The following is a 17,434-nucleotide window of genomic DNA, read 5'->3' as shown; positions in this document are numbered from 1 at the left end:
AATTATTCTTTACTTATATCTTTAATCATAGTACCAAGCACTCCATTTATAAAAACAGGTGATTTATCTTCACCATATACTTTAGCAAGTTCTACTGCTTCATTTATAGAAACATTCTTTGGTATATCCATTTCATAGAGAAATTCATAGGTACATATTCTTAAAATAGTAATGTCAATTTTAGAAAGTCTATTCAATTTCCATTTTTTTAAATACATCTGTATTTTCTGATCTAGCTCCTCCTTGCCATTTTGGACTCCCTTTATAACTCTCACTATGTATTCCATATCTGAATCTTTCAAATACATGCTTTCCTTATTTTTAAGTTCCTCTATAACTTCATTTAAATCTTCCTTATTTATAGTCATTTGAAACAGCAATTTCATCGCCATTTCTCTAGATTTTTTTCTGTTCATATTGACCTCCATTTTAGATATATTATACTTAAACTATTATACCAATTCAAGCATATAAAAAACACCCTCTTAACAAGGGTGCATATATTATTTATTCTTCTTCCTCTTCGTCTTCCTCAGACTTAGGAATTATAACATTTTGAACATGTATGTTTACTGCAGTAACCTCCAAACCTGTCATAGATTCAACTGCTTTTTTAACATTTTCTTGAACTTTAAGTGCAATATCAGGAATTCTAACTCCATACTCAACAACTACATATAAATCAATAGCTGTACTATTTTCACCCACATTCACTTTTACACCTTTTGACAGGTTCTTCTTTCCGCTTAATATCTGGGTAATTCCTCCTACAAGATTTGCACTCATCCCAACTATTCCACTTATTTCTGTAGTAGCAAGTCCTGCAATTACCCCTACCACTTCATCGGATATCTTTACAATGCCCATATCTACTTCCTTATTTGTATCCTCTTCCATCATGGCACCTCCTAGATTTTCACCCACTAAAGGATTTTATGTTTATATTATATCAAATCAAAAAATTATTTACAAATCTACTTTTTTGTTTCTATCTCTACATCTTCCAGCTTTGATATGCTCATGACTACATCTTTTATTTCCCTTGCATTTTTATCTGTTAGGTTCTCACTTGTCTTTACTATAACTCTTGCTTTGCTATCTTCTATTGAACATATGACATCCTCATACCCTTTACTTTTTAGTGTTGTTTCTATCTTGGATTCATAATCTGTGCTCATAGCCAATTCAGTGTACTTCTTTTCAGCTTCTACACGATTTTCCTGTGTTACATTTTTGTCATCAATCAAATTTTTTAGCTTCTGCAGAGTTTCTGCATCTTTTTGGTCTCTATTAAGTCTGGCTTCTTCAAAAAACTGTGACTTGGATTTTTGACTGTCATTACTGTTAAAAGACACTGCACTTTTACCACTGCTTCCATCTGAATTTTCAGCCACACTAAAAGGACTATTCACTTTTGTGGCAAGTACACCGACACAAACTATTAATGCTAAAAGAGTTACAATAATTATTGCCTGCTTTTTATTCATTTTAAATTCCCCCTCTATGTTCTCTTAAAAATTATATGATCATCATTTCCCATATATACTATTTTTTCATAGGATATACATTGACTTTGTCTTCTGTTATATTAAAAAGATCTATTACCGCCTTAGATATCCTAAGCTCAGTTATCTTATTTTCTGCTCCTTCTGCTACAATACATACTCCAGATACCTTTGGCTTATAGGTCTTCACAATCAATGGTTCGGATTTGTCTCCATTGTTAGTTATAACTACGGTACTTCCATTATTATTTTGGGTTGTAGTTCTTACACCTCCCGAATTATCCTTTTCATTTGTAGTATTTATAGAATCATTTACATTTACTGCAGGTACTTGTTCTTCCCCACTTTCAAAATTGATCATAACGTCTACCTTTCCTACTCCGTCTATGTTCTCCAAAGTACTTTTTAGCTTATTTTCTACAGATTTTTCATAATTACTTGAATCATATGAATTATCTTTTTCTGAAGTCTGTTCGGTTTTACTACTTCCATAGTTACTGCTGTTTATAGATCCAGATTTATCTGTATCTGAGGTTTTAAAGAAACTTACGGTTATAATCATCAATATTCCAAGCAGAAAAATTATTACAAGATTAACCGTTTTGTTTTTGTCCTTACTGCCATTAAAATCTTTATTGTATATTTCCTTTTTAATATAAGAAAACCACTTTTTAAAATTCATAGTTGTTCACCTATCCATTCTAATATTAACTTTCAATAAATCTTCAGCCCTTTTTAATATGGACTATATCTTCTGATATACCAAGTTGACTACTTAAATAAGATTTTATACTCTTTCCCATATTCCCATCCATATCTTCACCACTGTCACTATTATCTTCTTCACCATCTATCGTCACTTTCTTTACCCTATTGATACTTTTATCGCTTACCGTAACATATACGCTGTTTATATTTACATTATTATTTTTATCATCATATTCTACATTAGCTTGAACTTCATAACTTCCATTCGGATATTTTTCTTTCAACTTCTGCTGGCAGTTTTTCTCAAGGTTCAATTTAAAGGTATCTAGAGTTTGATTTAAATTCTTTTCTTTGTAACTTTCTATATCTTCAAGATTTTGCTTTTCATCAAAGCTGTCAAATACTTTTGTGCTATAAGAACTCATGCTAAAATCCTTATTAAATATATTGATTATAGGATTTATAAAAACAGTTATTAAAATCAGTCCCAGTACAAATTTAGAATACTTTTTCATACTGTTATCTGGTAATATCATTTCAACTGCCGTTATAAAAAATACTGCAGTGCATATGTTTATAAGCCAACTTCTAAGTGAATCCAAGACCAACAAATCACCTCCTACATAACAGCAGTACCTGAGGCAGCAATAATAGCTATCATTATAAAGAACATTACCGATACACATATAAGACATGACGTTATAAGCACAAGTGAATCTCCTGCTGAGTTTATACAGTTTACCATCCTACTATCACTTATAGGCTCTATAAATGCAGCCGTCAACTTATATAACACTATTAGAACTGCCAGCTTAATGACAGGGAACAACAATATTAAAATAAGAACTATCAATCCTACACTACTAATGGAGTTTTTTATTAATATGGAATATCCTGCTACAGTTGATACTGCATCTGAAAGACTTTTGCCAACTATAGGTACAAAATTATCTACTGCAAATTTTGCAGTTTTAGCAGTTACCTGATCTATAGTTTTAGAAGTCATTCCTCTCACAGTAATTATTCCTACAAATATAGTCATTATTATTCCCTGCATCCAAAGTACACACTGATTCAAAAGTTTAGTAAGTTTGTCTATTTTATACTCAGAGGATAAATTATTTACAAATTGCAACACAAATGACATACATACTATTGGAATTATAAAATTTATAAATATCTGTGTGCTTATATTAATAGCCCCGATTATAATAGGATCCATAATTGCTGCCTGTACAACACTGTGAGCAGAAGCAAGCAACATGATGAGAATCGGTATAAGTGCCAGCATAAAATCACTCATATCTTTAATAGTAGTTCTAGCTAGATCAACGCCTATATAAAAACTTTTCGCCATTACTATTATGAGCAATGAATAGCATGCATAATATGCTATGTTTGATAATCCCTCCGAACTAAAAGCCCTTTGAAGGTTGGTAATCAATGCACATATTATGCTTATAATCACCAAAATGGCTAAAAGCTTTATAGATGCAGTAAGTTCTCTTATTAAATACATTCCTGACGCATTTGCAATTTTCTTTACAGATACATTTCCATTTCCTGATTTCATAAAATCTTTTACATATTCCTTAAAATCTACATCTTTAAGTATTTCATTTTTTGTCTTCATGTTGGATATGTAATCATACAGCTTATTTATTTCAGACTTTTCCTCATTTATATTTTTATCTAAATCTTCATTTCCAGTTTCCTTTATCACTTCAGTATATTTCGTTTCATTTGATGTGCTTTCATTATTACCCGATGTATCAAATGCCTGTACATTAAAAGCAATTATCAGGGTAATAATCAGTCCCAATATAATATTTTTCATATGAACACCTACATAATCTTTAAAATTGACTGCAAAACAGCCATGAGTATAGGAATTGCGAGGCCCAAAATTAGAATTTTACCTGCAAATTCAACTTTTGCTCCCAAATTGCCTTCTCCTGCATCCCTGCATATTTCGCTGCAAAATGACGTGAGATAGGCAATAGCAAGTATCTTAAATACAGTGGTCAAGTATACGAAATCTATATTTGCTTTTAAAGCCAACTGCTGTATAAATTGGAGAACTGCTGTTATCTTCGTAAACATAAATATGAATATTAAAACTCCCGCTGCAATGCTTACATAAACTGCAAAGTCATCTCTTCCTTTTCCTTTGAACATAAGTACTATAAACAGGGCAATAAAAGCAAACATTACAATTTTTATTATATCCATAAGATTCCCCTAAAATTGAAACATAGTCCTAACTGTATTAAATAGTTTATTTACTACAGTTATTACCATCATAAGTACTATTACAATGCCTGCTAGGTTGGTTACTACTGCATATTCAGCTTTCCCGCTGGTTTCCAAAACTTTATTTATGACTATTACAACTATACCCACCGCCGCTATTTTAAATATCAAACTTACATCTAACATATTCGTATCTCCCCTTACAATCTTTTTAAGAGTTTAAATTAACAGTATAATTACCACTGCACCTGCAGAGAATCCAAGAAATCTGTACATTTTCATATTCTTTTTCAGGATGATCTCTGACCCGTCAATTTGTTTTTTTAGGCTTTCAATAACAAGATAAAATACGCCTTTTTGTCCGTCTATATCAGACTCACCAAGAGATTTTGAAAAATCCAGAATTATATCTATATCCTCATTTTTTAGGCTAAGAATATCTCTTCTATTAAAAAATACATATTTAAATGCTTCATATACATTGTCCACTCTATTTTCATTTAAAATTCGTGAAATTTCCATAAAGAGAGTAGAAATAGGTTCTTCAACCTTTAGTGATGAACTTGCTATAGCTTCTGGAAGCGTAGTATGAGTATATACTATTTGACTTTGTATTTCATATATACACCTTCTAATTTGTCTAAGCTGATTTGTTCTCTTTTTTAATTTTTCACCACAGTTAAAACCAAATGCCGTAGTAGAACATATTATCATGATACATCCTAACAATTTAATCACTTGACTCACCAAGAATTTTTTTCTTGCTTGAAAAATCGTATATATATTCTACTGTTCCAGCACCTTTTCTAGCACTTAAAACCACTGCTCTTTTAAATACCTTATTTTCAACTATATCCTTAAAAACTGGCCTGCTATATAAATCTTCTATCCCATACCCATGTATGGTTGTTATAAGACTTACACCTGAATTAAGGGCTGTAACTATACTTTCCATATCACTTTGGCTTCCAATCTCATCACATATAATAACATCCGGTGACATACTCCTTATCGCCATAATTATTCCTTCACTTTTTAAGCATCCATCCATCACATCGGTTCTTGTTCCTATATTAAGCTGTGGTACACCCATAAAACATGCTCCAATCTCACTTCTTTCATCTATTACGCATACTTTTTTCCCACGAAAATCCATTGAATTTATTCCATCTGATATATTTTTAGTTATGTCTCTTACAAGAGTAGTTTTACCACATTTAGGAGGAGAAATTATTATAGTATTTATTACATTGTCACCATCAAGTATAAATTTCATCAACTTATTTGAACATCCTGGAATCTCCCTACATATTCTAATATTAAGCGATGATATGTCCTTTATAGTTTTCACTTCATTTTTATCAATTACACACCTTCCACAAATACCTATTCTATGCCCACCATTTACTGTTATATATCCTCTCCGAATTTCTTCTTCAAATGCATAAATAGAGTAATTGCTCATCCTCTTAACTATAGTATTCAAATCTTCAGAAGTCGGATTATATTTACATAATATTTCCTTACTACCTAATTGAACAATCAGAGGCTTACCTATCTTGATTCTTATTTCCTGTAAATTATAAGAATCTGAAAATTCTCTAACCTCCCGCTTTAATTTTTCCGGTAATATATTCAGTATCTCTTTAGTATCCATATTTTTCATCTCCCTTCTTTATATTAATCTCTATTTTTATTTTTCTGAAATTATTCCATATAATAAAAAAAACTTCTATACACAAGTTTTCAAAAAATATAGAAGAACCGTTTAAATTCTACATTCAAACGGTTCTTCTATATTTCAATTTATTTTAATAATATCTAATTATTATTATTAAGAAGTAGTGATATCTTTTTGTGGCAATTAGGGCAGATTATGCTATCTCTTTGTGAAATTATATCCTTATCTACATAAACCATCTCATTACAATTAGGGCATTTAACTTCTTCAAAGTTATTGTAGGCATCTTCTAATGATTCATAATCATCATATCCTATACTGTCAAATAAATCATTTAATTCTTCATCTATCTCATCTATATATTCATGAATTGATTTGTGGGAACTTGATAAATCAGAAATCTCTTCAGATATATCATCGAGTACATTTATAATTTCAAATAGCAACTTACCCTCACTATTATTTTTATCTATGTCAAGTCCTTTAGCTAATCCTTTTAGATATGCCACTTTTGAATTTATAGAACTCATAATACCACACCCTTAAAATTATTTTTTCTATAGTATACCACAAATTTTAAAGACATATTCCTTATTGAATTCTTTCCATGTATTCACCTGTCCTTGTATCTACTCTTATGGTTTCACCTTCATTAACAAATATAGGTACAGATACAACAGCTCCTGTTTCAAGAGTAGCTGGCTTTAAAACATTTGTAGCTGTATTACCTTTTACTCCTGGTTCTGTGTGAGTTATTTGAAGTTCAACAAAATTAGGTGCCTCTACAGAGAATGCCTCTCCCTTATAAAACTTTATTGTCGCAAACATATTCTCTTTTAAAAACTTTATTGCATCCTCCACCTTTTCATATTCCAAAGGTATTTGTTCAAATGTCTCCTGATCCATAAAATAATATAACTGCCCATCAGAATATAAATACTGCATCTCTTTTCTCTCTATAACTGCTTCCTGAAGCTTTGCAGTTGGATTAAAAGTTGTTTCTGTAACCGCTCCTGTCAAGACATTTCTAAGTTTTGTCCTTACAAAAGCTGCTCCTTTACCTGGTTTTACATGAAGAAAATCAATAACAGTGTACACTTGTCCATCCTGATCAAAAGTTGTTCCTTTTCTTAAATCTCCTGCTGATATCATATAATATGCCGTTATGCAAACCTAAAACTGAATTTTGGATATTTAACCAGTCTGCTTCCCCATTCATAGTACTCAATTTCACATTTAATGCTACTTTTATTTTGGTCAAGCACTCCAGAGGCTTAAATTCGGATGATATACACCCTACATAGTCAGTTGAATCACATTATAACTGACCTTCAACGGCTTTTTACCCCTTTCTTTCTTATTATTTGACCTATTTAATATTTTTTAAATTTAAGTAATTATTATCAATTACAAATATTTTATTCTATACAAATCAATTCTTTTGGGGACTTAGACAAAGCCTCGCCACCATTTTTTGTAACCATGAGGAGATCCTCTATTCTAACACCTCCAAACCCCGGTATGTATATACCAGGTTCGTCCGTAACTACCATTTTTTCCTTTAGATTAATGTTGTCTCTATATCCAATAATCGGAGATTCATGAATTTCTCTACCAACTCCATGACCAAGGCTATGTCCGAAATTTTTTCCATAACCATTTTCAGTTATATAATTTCTGGCAATAGCATCCACAGATGCAGACGAAACTCCCGACTTATATTCTTTTAACGCTAATTCTTGTGCCTTTAGTACTATATTGTATATCTCAACCATTTTAGCAGATGGTTTTCCTATAACCAGAGTCCTTGTCATATCTGAACAATATTCTTTATATACACATCCAAAATCCAGTGTAAGAAATTCTCCTTTCTTTACCACCTTATCTGTAGCTTCTCCATGAGGAAGACTGGATCTCTGTCCTGACGCAATTATAGATGGAAATGACAGTGAAGATGCACCTGATTTTTTCATATAAAATTCCAATTCAAGTCCTATTTCCCTTTCAGTCATTCCTTCTTTTATATAATCTACGATATGTGAAAAAGCCTTATCTGCAATTTCTGCTGCACTTTTTATAAGATCTAATTCTTCATCATCTTTAATTATTCTAATATTTTCAACAATTCCTTCCATTGGAATAAATTCACAATTCAAGTTGCTATTATATAAATTATAATTATTATAAGTTACTATATTTTCTTCAAATCCAAGTCTTTTAACTCCATTTTTTTTAATTAGTTCTGACAAAAAATCAACAAAAGATCCACTCTTACTATATTCCAATATTTCATAGTCCTTAACCTGCTGCTGTGCTTGTTCTGTAAATCTAGAATCCGTTATAAAAAATGCTTTGCTTTGAGTTATCAGAGAATAACTTTCATTTCCTGTAAATCCACTCAAATAATTTCTGTTAGGATCTCCTATCAGCAAAACACCATCCAACTTCTTTTTTTCCATAGATTCTCTCAATTTTTGAATTCTATGTCCGAACACCTAAAAATCCCCCTAACAACTTTGGTAAGGTGATACATTACTATACTTGCCAAGTTTATATATTAATATTCACCATAAAAACATCTATATGCTAAACAATGTTATTTTATCAAAACTTATGGTTATTTGCAAATATTAATTACTAAATCATTTCAAAAAAATTACTTTTTATTTATAGAATATACTATTTTATATAAAACTTACATAAATCACTGCTATTGCTGACATCTTTTTATTTTCAAACTCACTAATTTCCATATTATCTATATTATAGAATCCATTTATATTCTCAATTCTTTTCAAAACATATTCAATTGTCTTTTTATTTCCTCTTACTTCAATTACAGCTGTTATTTTATCTTTTTCTTTATTGCTTTCAAAGTTTAAAATATTTATACCTTTTATCTGTTTCAAACTATCAATTATTTTACTGTAATCTATCTTTTTTATTGTTTTTAATGTATATATACTTTTATCCAGTTTGGAAAGTTCATATTTTTTTAAATTTATACTTTTAATAACAACTGAGTTTTCTATTATAAATGTAAAACATATTGCTAACAGAATAATTAACGCAAATTTATATTTCATACCTATTCTCCTAAATATTATATGTGTTTTAATTCAATTTTCCATACTTTTTCATTACTATTATCTTTAACATTATTTACAGAATTTTTATCAAGATTTACTTTATAATCATCTTTCAGATAGGATATGCCTACTATACTGAATTTACTTTCCTGCTCAATTGATTTAACAAAATTTAGGAATAAAGCATTTCCTCCTATAAATTCTAAAGTAATATTTCTACCATCTATATTTATATTTCTAAATTGACCATATCCAGTAAAATAGCTAAAAAAATCATAATAGGTTTCAACAGATTTAAATCCACCATCCCCATTGCTATAAAAATTATTATTTTTCTCATATAAATATTTTCTTTCATTTATGTTTTCATTTAATATATTTAACCTATTCTTGTTAAAATAAATCAAATACAATAAAGATAAATCTATAATTAAAAATATTACAATTACAATTTTTATTTTTTTTATGTTTCTTTTATTTACATTTTCTATATACCATTTAGGCAGAAAATTAAAATGCATATTATTCATATTGTCATTTCTCCTAGATCATTGCAACTATAATTACGTCTTAGATCCTCCAATATATCTTTACATGGTAAATTTACAAACTCTATGTCATAAAATTTTATATTTGGTACTAATACGTTTAATCTTAAATTAAATTCATCTATACATTCCATAAATTCCGACTTTGATTTAATTTTAAACAACTCATTAAATATTATCTTATTTTTATAACAAGCAATAAAATACGTCTTTACCTCAAAATAAACTACAAATATATATTTTTCTTTATTTATAATATCTTTATATTTATTAAGTGCATAAATTTGTACTGGAATCATGCCTTTAACATTAATCCTGTTTTCACTGAATTTTTTAATCAGATCCCTGTAATTTCGATTTATACAAAGCACAGTCATACTTAAACTAAATCTGCTTTTTTGCCATATTTTATAGGAAAACATCATATTGTCAATATCTTTAAATTTATTTTTTAATCTATCTTCGATTAAACCATATATGTACTTTTTTCTTATTTTTGGTATTGTAATATTTTCTACATATATTTTTTCCCCATGTATTAATATCAGGGCATTTCTATATTTTAAACCTACCTTCATACTATTGATCTCATTAATCTTAAAAGTATTTTTAACATTCATTTTATTCCTAACTTCTACATTTCCTTCAGTCAATTCAAAAAGTGATGTCTTCCACATTTTTATCATCTCCAATTAAAATACCTCAATTATTAAAAAGAATAATCTACACAGCCATATCTTATTTTTCCATCCTTTACTACATATTGATATGTTTCTTCCTTATATAATTTGTTATCTAAAATATATTCTAATTTAAAAAGGTCATTACTTTTATCGTAATATACATAACTGTTGCCATAATATATTCTAAAATTTTCTATATTTAGCATATGATTTCTTATATTCTTTTCTTCACCATAATCAACTTTTTCCATTATATATAAATTTAACTTTGTAATTAAAGTTTCTCGCTGTTTCTGAATGTCCTCAACTTTAAACACATCTTTATACTCATAAACTACATTAGATTTCACAAGGGTCTCCATATGATAGCATCCAATTGATATAAATATACATACAAGTCCTATGAATAATACATATATCAATACAAATCCCCTTTTACATTTCTTGCATCTATTCCAAAACATCTTCTATAAACGTTTCCTTTCTTGGTTTTTATATTTATATAACATAAATTTTTCTTTTCGATTACATTAAATTCTTGTACGTCTTTTAATATATTATTGCTCGTCTGATTGCTAGTATATCCATAAACTAAAACCAAATTTGAACTTTTATTCTTTTTTATATAGTCCCAACCTTTATTATCATATCTTTTTAAAGCGATTGTATTATATTCAATTTTTATATATTTGGCATTGTCAATTTGAGACTTTATTATTGTAAATGCTTCATTTATATAAAAACTTTCTCTGCTTAAATCAATTTCAACCCTGTTTAACTTCATATACTTCAATATTGCTGTAGTTTGAACCATAGTAAATATAGATAATATAGATATCGCCATAAGAATTTCAATAATCATAAATCCTTTATTATCTTTTAAAATTCCCTTTATAAAATTCACACTCCTCTAAACTTTGAGTTCCATATATATCTGCATTTAATTTCAAATGAATTTTCAATACCTCCCCACACTCAATTTCCATTTGTATATACTCACTTCCAAAATTTTTATCTGAAAATAAGTTCATAACATCAGTTCCCTCATAATCATAATCTGAAATATTCTTTAACCCTATGTATTTCTTGCCACTATTCCAGAGTTTAAGTATATCTTCATAACCCATACTATAAATCATGCTATCCTTTATATACTTCATTTCATAGGTATAATTTATTACCTTCTCATTATGTTTCTTTATATTATAGGTATTCAATTGTATATGCAAAGCTGTATTAAATAATATTGCAAATACAGATATACTACAAAGTATTTCAATAAGTACAAATCCCTTCTTAGCTCTAAAATTTCTTCTAATATTTAACATATCCACAAAAAGTTCCTACACATACTGTTATACAGTGCATGTTTTCCTTTCTATCCTTGAACTCTATACTACAAGCATTTTCTACCATTCCTCTACTGCTGATATTAATCTTTTTGTCGTCTATATTTACTCGTAAGATAAAATCCTTTGGGAAATTAATTCTGAATACTCTTTTAGTGCCGCTATTAAACGTCATATTTTTATTATTCAAATCAAAATGTATATAACCTCTAATATTATTATCCCGACAATAGATTCTTGATCTATTTATAAAATGGAGTATTTCATTATCAAAGGTGTTTACTTCTATATCATTTTTAAGACTGCCGAATGCACCTAAATTTATCAAACTATAACTAAATATAATTGACATCATTCCTAACGCTATCAACAATTCAATAAGTGTAAAGCCTCTTTCTTTTAAAAATCCAATTTGCATAAAAACAACTCCAAATCAATATCTATTTTGGAAATATCTTTTTAACTGAATTCCCTTCATTAATTTCATTCACTGTATATTCATTTTCTTCTGCGTCTATATCTACCCTATAGCTTTTATCATCGCTTTTATAACTAATACTTATTCTCTTTCCATTACTTACTACATCTGATACATCAGGCTCCTGTACTGAGGTAAGCTGAACTACACAATTTTTTACATCTTCATCTATAAACGTACCATCATTTTCGCCATAACTAGCCATAGCAGCTGTTTGAAGTTGTTTTGCAGTATTAATTGCCTTGGCCGTTTTCGCCTTACTTTCATAACCTGAAAACTTAGGGACTAAAAAACCCATTAGAATTAAAATTATAGAAACAACAAGTAGAAGTTCTATTAATGTAAAACCGCCAAAAACTGAATTTCTTTTTTCTTTCATAAATATTCCCCTTTCTTTTAAGAAAATGAATCCATTATATTAAATATAGGCATTATAGCTGCCATTATAAAAATACCAATAAAAAATGATAAAAATATTATAATTATAGGCTCGGTTATCTTTACCATACTCTTCAAGCTTCTATAAACATCATCATAAAATATAAATTCCAATTTATTAAATATGTACTCTAGCCTTCCCGACTCCTCACCAGTTTTTATCATATATATAAACATCTCATTTCCTATTTTACATTTTTTAAAAGTAGAACTGATACTTTCCCCTGACCTTATAATATCGATTGAATTAATTATTCTTTTACTCATAACACTTCTTCTACCCAATGTTTTTGAAGTTATATAAAGTGCCTTTAAAACATTTACACCTGAAATACTAAGCATTTTCATAGAAGATGATATCTTAAACATTAAGATTTTGTTGTACAGTTCTCCAAAATAAGGTATATTAATTTTTATTATATCGAGAGTATATCTACCTCTATGGCTTATAGACCACTTATATATGATAAATACTAAAACAATACACATTAAAATTATTTGCATGAAGTATGATTTTAAAAAATCAAATATATCTATAATCAATTTAGTTGCAGCAGGAATCCTGGCACTATTTGCTTGAAGTATGTTTATAAATTCTGGAATGGTATTATTCATGAGAAATACTATAATACAAACTGACATTATAAAGGTTATTGCAGGATAGATTAAAGCAGATTTTAAATCTGCATATATCTTATACTGACGTTCATAATATTTAGATAATTCTTTTAATACTTTTTCAAGATTCCCCGTTTCCTCACCAACACCAATCATTTCTATCATATAGTATGGAAATATATTACTGAAATTTTTCATACTTGAATATAAACTTTTTCCTTGCATTAACTGTCTTTTCATATTGGACAAAACATTTTTTAAAGTACTATTATGACTTTGTTTTTCCAGTATCATAAACATTTTTGATATTCCTATTCCAGATTCCATCATCATATTTAATTTATTACACAAAATAGATATATCCATTAAGCTTGGTTTTACACATAATATTTTATTCCATTGTATCCTATTAGATATTTTGTATATATAGAAACCCTTTTTCCTGAATTCTCTTTTTACTTCATCAAGTTTATCATATTCACAGCTTCCTTTAATATTTTTTCCATATAAATTTAATGCGGAATATTTTATCACCCTCATATTTACCTCTCTTAAATACCCAATTTAATTATTTCATCTATAGTTGTAATCCCTGTTTTTATAAGATTTATAAAATTATCTTTTATTGAATTACTATTAAGACTGTCATACCTCATGGAATTTATTTCATACAATACAGTCCTTCCAAGATATCCTGTATAGTTGCATTTAAAACATCCTTTGCTTTTATATAATATTTGATTTTTATCAATATTTAGAAAATTTTCACGATAATTTTCATCTTGTTTTTTGTAGGTTTCCCTACAGTGAGGACATAATTTTCTTACCAGCCGCTGAGATATAACTCCTACTAAAGCATCTTTTATAAAATATGATGGTACTCCCATATTTTCAAGTCTAAATACAGCTTCTTCTGCACTATTTGTATGGAGTGTACTCAATACAAGGTGCCCTGTTATAGAAGCCCTAACTGCTATTTTCGCAGTTTCCTCATCACGTATTTCACCAATCATAATAACATCTGGATCCTGCCTTAGAATAGTTCTGAGTCCTGTAGCAAAATCCATTCCAATCTTGCTGTTTACATTGACTTGATTTATTCCTTCCATGGCATATTCTACAGGATCTTCAATCGTAACTATATTTTTTTGTTTGCTATCTATATTATGGATAAGCGAATACATCGTAGTAGATTTACCTGCTCCAGTCGGTCCTATAATTAGGATGAGACCATTTGCATAGTGGATCATTTTTTTTATCCTGTCTGTATCGTCTTGAGAAAATCCCAGGCCTCCAAGATTTAATATATTTTTGTCCTTATAAAGTATTCTGAGTACAATTTTCTCACCATAAATGGTAGGAAGTGTGGATACTCTTATGTCATAATTTTTCTCGCCTTTTGAAAATATCATTTTTCCATCCTGTGGTATTCTCTTTTCTGATATATTCAAATTTGCCATTATTTTAATTCGTATACATATAAAAGAGTATATATTTTGTGGTATTCTCACATATTGATCTATAACACCATCTATTCTAAATCGTATATTTATATAAGTTTCAAATGGTTCCATATGTATATCACTTGCTCTTTCATCTATGGCTTTTTGAATTATATAATTTGCTATCTTTACTACCGGAGAGTTCATAAACTCTGGAGTCTCTTGTCCAGACAATCTCACGTTGCTACCTTCAATATTATTTATTGCACAATTCAGTTTTTCACGACAATATAAATTGTCTATAGACTTCAAAATATATTTCCTTTCAGATTTAAAAAACAATATATCTTTTTTGAGTATAAATTTTAATTTTTCTCTAAGGTGAAAATTTGGAGGTTTATCTATAGCTACATAAATTTTATCATCCAGATTCTTAAAAGCCATCACGCAATTTTCCCTAGCTATTTCTTCTGGCAATATTTTAGATAGATTTGCATCTACTCTAATATTTCTAAGATCCATCTCTTTCATTGTATTAGCCTCCCCTTCTAATAATATTTGTATTTGATATTATTGCCAGGAATATTCTTTTTAAACTTATATATCAATTTAAATCCATATTTTAAAAATAAAAAATCCAATGTCAAAATATTTTTTTATTTCGGCACTGGATTTTCTTTTAACTCTTATTGTTGATTCCCATAAATTTTATATGTATCTTCATAATTTGACAATAGACTTATAGATCCATCTTTTTTACTATATACAAATATATCCATTTTATCTTCTGAATTTCCACCATAACTACCCACAAAATATATATTTCCTGCTTCATCCTCTGCAATTCCAGAAGATATTCCTATAGACTTTGGGAAATCATAGGTAATTCTATTAAGCTTGCCACTTTTATAAGAAAACTCATAGATAGCTGAAACACCATTTTTCTGCTCCGCTATAAAAAATATGCTGCCATTTTTATAATCTTTCACACTTCCATATATTTTAGCTATATCATCATCTACCGTTATAACTTTTTTATTTTCTTTGCTATAATAATACAAATACAGGTCATCACCTATACCCGATATATATAAAATGTTACCATCTATATTTGTAAAATACATACAATATCCATTAGTATCTTCAAGATAAATTTTTTCACTATCTGTTTTTAAATCATATATATATATATTACTAGAATTTTGTCTTCCAGGAATATTTCCGTAATAGATCAGTCTATTTTCATCCAGCCAATTGTATAGATTCCCTGAAATCAAAACCTCTGATTTCAGTTTCACATATTTATTGTTTTCTATATCGTATACTCTCATGCCTTGTGCACTGCTTATTGAATCATCTGTATAGCTTCTAAAAGCTATTTTACTCCCAAATGGACTTAATTTAATATCTCCGGCAGAAAAAAAGTCATTCAACTCCACCTTAAATTTACCATTAATAACTTCAATTTTATTTCCGCTAACCATTCCATTTTTTACTTTTCCAATTATATACGCATATATCGACTTTTCGGAATTATAAGCCATATCCAAAATATTGTTAATTTTGCCAGTTTCACTTAAAGTCTTTTCTTTTAAATTAAAAATTACATTTTGCCCATTATTACTTTTAACAACAACTACATCAGAATATTTAGGCATCAATGGAGTTTTTATTTTATCTCCTTTTTCATCACATCCAGTAAAAACACTAGCTATTGTAAAAAATATTATTATTAAAAAAATATTTCTGGTAAAATGTTTCATTAAATTCTGTATTCTCCTTTAAACGAAACCTCTGCAGGACCCGTCATAAAAACGCCATCCTCTTTTATTTCTACTAAAAGATGTCCACCTGGAACTATAACTTCAACTTTTTTACCCGTAAATCCCAACTTATTAGCTGCAACAGCAGATGCACAGCATCCGGTACCACAAGCAAGAGTGGCCCCTGCTCCTCTCTCCCAGGTTTTAATTTTAATCTTGCTGTTATTTATTACTTCACAAAAATTTACATTAGTACCTTCTTTAAAAATCTTATATTTTTCAATATATTTTCCCTCACTTACATTATAATCTTTCAATTTCCCGAATATAACAGTATGGGGAACACCCATGAGCATTGAAGTAATCCTATATTCTCTACTACTGATGTTAATTTTTTTATCTATTATTTCGCCTTCATGATCTATAGATATTTTATCTGGTTCAAAAAAAGCCTTTCCCATATTTATTGTAACTTTATCCACAATTCCATCCTTCAGTTTCAAAAATGCTTTTTTTATACCATCACCCGTCTCTATACTCATTGGATTTTCCTCAATCAGTCCAGCGTCAAACACATATTTTGCAAAACATCTTATACCATTCCCACACATTGCGGCATAAGAACCATCTGAATTGATTATAACCATTTTTATTGCAGCAACTTCACTTTTTCGTATCAATAATATGCCATCCCCACCTATTCCGAAATGTCTATCACAAAGTTTTCTAGCAAGGTTGTTTTCCTTACCAATATAACTATTTTTTCTATCATCAATTAAAATAAAATCATTTCCACTTCCCTGAATTTTAGTAAATTCCATATTTTAATTATTCACCATCCCACTCTCACAAAATAGTACTTGGTTTAAGTTTACTACT

At 28.9% G+C, this 17,434-nt stretch carries 25 protein-coding genes; all 25 read right to left on the bottom strand.

What is annotated here, in order from left to right; translation table 11 throughout:
• Positions 1 to 2: 2 nt before the first annotated feature.
• Positions 3 to 416 (bottom strand): transcription antitermination factor NusB, encoded by a 414-nt coding sequence (gene nusB / locus ACSVC9_RS05595; RefSeq protein WP_446899361.1) that lies wholly within the window; start codon positions 414 to 416, stop codon positions 3 to 5.
• Positions 417 to 507: 91 nt separating this feature from the next.
• Positions 508 to 897, bottom strand: a complete 390-nt coding sequence (locus ACSVC9_RS05590; protein WP_446899360.1) for an Asp23/Gls24 family envelope stress response protein — start codon at positions 895 to 897, stop codon at positions 508 to 510.
• 77 nt (positions 898 to 974) lie between these two features.
• Entirely contained in the window at positions 975 to 1,487 is a 513-nt protein-coding gene (locus ACSVC9_RS05585) for a SpoIIIAH-like family protein (RefSeq protein ID WP_446899359.1), read from the bottom strand.
• 58 nt (positions 1,488 to 1,545) lie between these two features.
• Complete coding sequence (gene spoIIIAG / locus ACSVC9_RS05580) at positions 1,546 to 2,187, bottom strand: stage III sporulation protein AG (protein ID WP_446899358.1); 642 nt, start codon at positions 2,185 to 2,187, stop codon at positions 1,546 to 1,548.
• 43 nt (positions 2,188 to 2,230) lie between these two features.
• A complete protein-coding gene (spoIIIAF, locus tag ACSVC9_RS05575; RefSeq protein WP_446899357.1) occupies positions 2,231 to 2,821 on the bottom strand; it encodes a stage III sporulation protein AF in 591 nt (196 codons plus the stop codon).
• Between the two features lie 11 nt (positions 2,822 to 2,832).
• Positions 2,833 to 4,050: a stage III sporulation protein AE gene (gene spoIIIAE / locus ACSVC9_RS05570; RefSeq protein ID WP_446899356.1), complete on the bottom strand. Its 1,218-nt coding sequence runs from the start codon at positions 4,048 to 4,050 to the stop codon at positions 2,833 to 2,835.
• Between the two features lie 8 nt (positions 4,051 to 4,058).
• Positions 4,059 to 4,445, bottom strand: coding sequence for a stage III sporulation protein AD (gene spoIIIAD / locus ACSVC9_RS05565; RefSeq protein WP_446899355.1), 387 nt, complete (start codon positions 4,443 to 4,445; stop codon positions 4,059 to 4,061).
• Positions 4,446 to 4,454: 9 nt separating this feature from the next.
• Positions 4,455 to 4,652: a stage III sporulation protein AC gene (spoIIIAC, locus tag ACSVC9_RS05560; protein ID WP_446899354.1), complete on the bottom strand. Its 198-nt coding sequence runs from the start codon at positions 4,650 to 4,652 to the stop codon at positions 4,455 to 4,457.
• Between the two features lie 33 nt (positions 4,653 to 4,685).
• Positions 4,686 to 5,204, bottom strand: coding sequence for a stage III sporulation protein SpoIIIAB (gene spoIIIAB, locus ACSVC9_RS05555; RefSeq protein WP_446899353.1), 519 nt, complete (start codon positions 5,202 to 5,204; stop codon positions 4,686 to 4,688).
• Complete coding sequence (spoIIIAA, locus tag ACSVC9_RS05550) at positions 5,197 to 6,123, bottom strand: stage III sporulation protein AA (protein WP_446899352.1); 927 nt, start codon at positions 6,121 to 6,123, stop codon at positions 5,197 to 5,199. Before spoIIIAA ends, spoIIIAB begins: the two co-directional genes overlap by 8 nt.
• A gap of 164 nt (positions 6,124 to 6,287) precedes the next feature.
• Positions 6,288 to 6,677 carry a CD1247 N-terminal domain-containing protein gene (locus tag ACSVC9_RS05545; RefSeq protein ID WP_446899351.1) on the bottom strand — a complete coding sequence of 130 codons (390 nt, stop codon included), beginning with the start codon at positions 6,675 to 6,677 and terminating at the stop codon, positions 6,288 to 6,290.
• Positions 6,678 to 6,738: 61 nt separating this feature from the next.
• Positions 6,739 to 7,299, bottom strand: a complete 561-nt coding sequence (gene efp / locus ACSVC9_RS05540; RefSeq protein WP_446899350.1) for an elongation factor P — start codon at positions 7,297 to 7,299, stop codon at positions 6,739 to 6,741.
• Between the two features lie 266 nt (positions 7,300 to 7,565).
• The gene (locus ACSVC9_RS05535; protein ID WP_446899349.1) at positions 7,566 to 8,642 is read right to left on the bottom strand and encodes a M24 family metallopeptidase; all 1,077 of its coding nucleotides are present in this window, start codon (positions 8,640 to 8,642) and stop codon (positions 7,566 to 7,568) included.
• 189 nt (positions 8,643 to 8,831) lie between these two features.
• The gene (locus ACSVC9_RS05530; RefSeq protein WP_446899348.1) at positions 8,832 to 9,233 is read right to left on the bottom strand and encodes a hypothetical protein; all 402 of its coding nucleotides are present in this window, start codon (positions 9,231 to 9,233) and stop codon (positions 8,832 to 8,834) included.
• A gap of 17 nt (positions 9,234 to 9,250) precedes the next feature.
• A complete protein-coding gene (locus ACSVC9_RS05525; protein WP_446899347.1) occupies positions 9,251 to 9,766 on the bottom strand; it encodes a hypothetical protein in 516 nt (171 codons plus the stop codon).
• The gene (locus ACSVC9_RS05520) at positions 9,763 to 10,461 is read right to left on the bottom strand and encodes a hypothetical protein (protein ID WP_446899346.1); all 699 of its coding nucleotides are present in this window, start codon (positions 10,459 to 10,461) and stop codon (positions 9,763 to 9,765) included. Before ACSVC9_RS05520 ends, ACSVC9_RS05525 begins: the two co-directional genes overlap by 4 nt.
• A gap of 32 nt (positions 10,462 to 10,493) precedes the next feature.
• Positions 10,494 to 10,889, bottom strand: coding sequence for a hypothetical protein (locus ACSVC9_RS05515; RefSeq protein WP_446899345.1), 396 nt, complete (start codon positions 10,887 to 10,889; stop codon positions 10,494 to 10,496).
• Complete coding sequence (locus tag ACSVC9_RS05510; RefSeq protein WP_446899344.1) at positions 10,886 to 11,371, bottom strand: pilus assembly FimT family protein; 486 nt, start codon at positions 11,369 to 11,371, stop codon at positions 10,886 to 10,888. The genes ACSVC9_RS05515 and ACSVC9_RS05510 overlap by 4 nt, the downstream gene beginning before the upstream one ends.
• The gene (locus tag ACSVC9_RS05505; protein ID WP_446899343.1) at positions 11,340 to 11,795 is read right to left on the bottom strand and encodes a type II secretion system protein; all 456 of its coding nucleotides are present in this window, start codon (positions 11,793 to 11,795) and stop codon (positions 11,340 to 11,342) included. Before ACSVC9_RS05505 ends, ACSVC9_RS05510 begins: the two co-directional genes overlap by 32 nt.
• On the bottom strand, positions 11,782 to 12,234 hold the full coding sequence (locus tag ACSVC9_RS05500) for a pilus assembly FimT family protein (protein ID WP_446899342.1): 453 nt from the start codon (positions 12,232 to 12,234) through the stop codon (positions 11,782 to 11,784). Before ACSVC9_RS05500 ends, ACSVC9_RS05505 begins: the two co-directional genes overlap by 14 nt.
• 22 nt (positions 12,235 to 12,256) lie before the next feature.
• Positions 12,257 to 12,673, bottom strand: coding sequence for a type II secretion system protein (locus tag ACSVC9_RS05495; RefSeq protein ID WP_446899341.1), 417 nt, complete (start codon positions 12,671 to 12,673; stop codon positions 12,257 to 12,259).
• 17 nt (positions 12,674 to 12,690) lie between these two features.
• Positions 12,691 to 13,890 carry a type II secretion system F family protein gene (locus ACSVC9_RS05490; protein ID WP_446899340.1) on the bottom strand — a complete coding sequence of 400 codons (1,200 nt, stop codon included), beginning with the start codon at positions 13,888 to 13,890 and terminating at the stop codon, positions 12,691 to 12,693.
• A gap of 11 nt (positions 13,891 to 13,901) precedes the next feature.
• Positions 13,902 to 15,323 (bottom strand): GspE/PulE family protein, encoded by a 1,422-nt coding sequence (locus ACSVC9_RS05485; RefSeq protein WP_446899339.1) that lies wholly within the window; start codon positions 15,321 to 15,323, stop codon positions 13,902 to 13,904.
• A gap of 155 nt (positions 15,324 to 15,478) precedes the next feature.
• Positions 15,479 to 16,555, bottom strand: coding sequence for a hypothetical protein (locus ACSVC9_RS05480; protein WP_446899338.1), 1,077 nt, complete (start codon positions 16,553 to 16,555; stop codon positions 15,479 to 15,481).
• Positions 16,555 to 17,376: a diaminopimelate epimerase gene (gene dapF, locus ACSVC9_RS05475; RefSeq protein WP_446899337.1), complete on the bottom strand. Its 822-nt coding sequence runs from the start codon at positions 17,374 to 17,376 to the stop codon at positions 16,555 to 16,557. Before dapF ends, ACSVC9_RS05480 begins: the two co-directional genes overlap by 1 nt.
• Positions 17,377 to 17,434: the final 58 nt, after the last annotated feature.

Source organism: Clostridium sp. LBM24168, from assembly GCF_052953915.1.
This window is presented reverse-complemented; position numbering and strand designations above follow the sequence as displayed.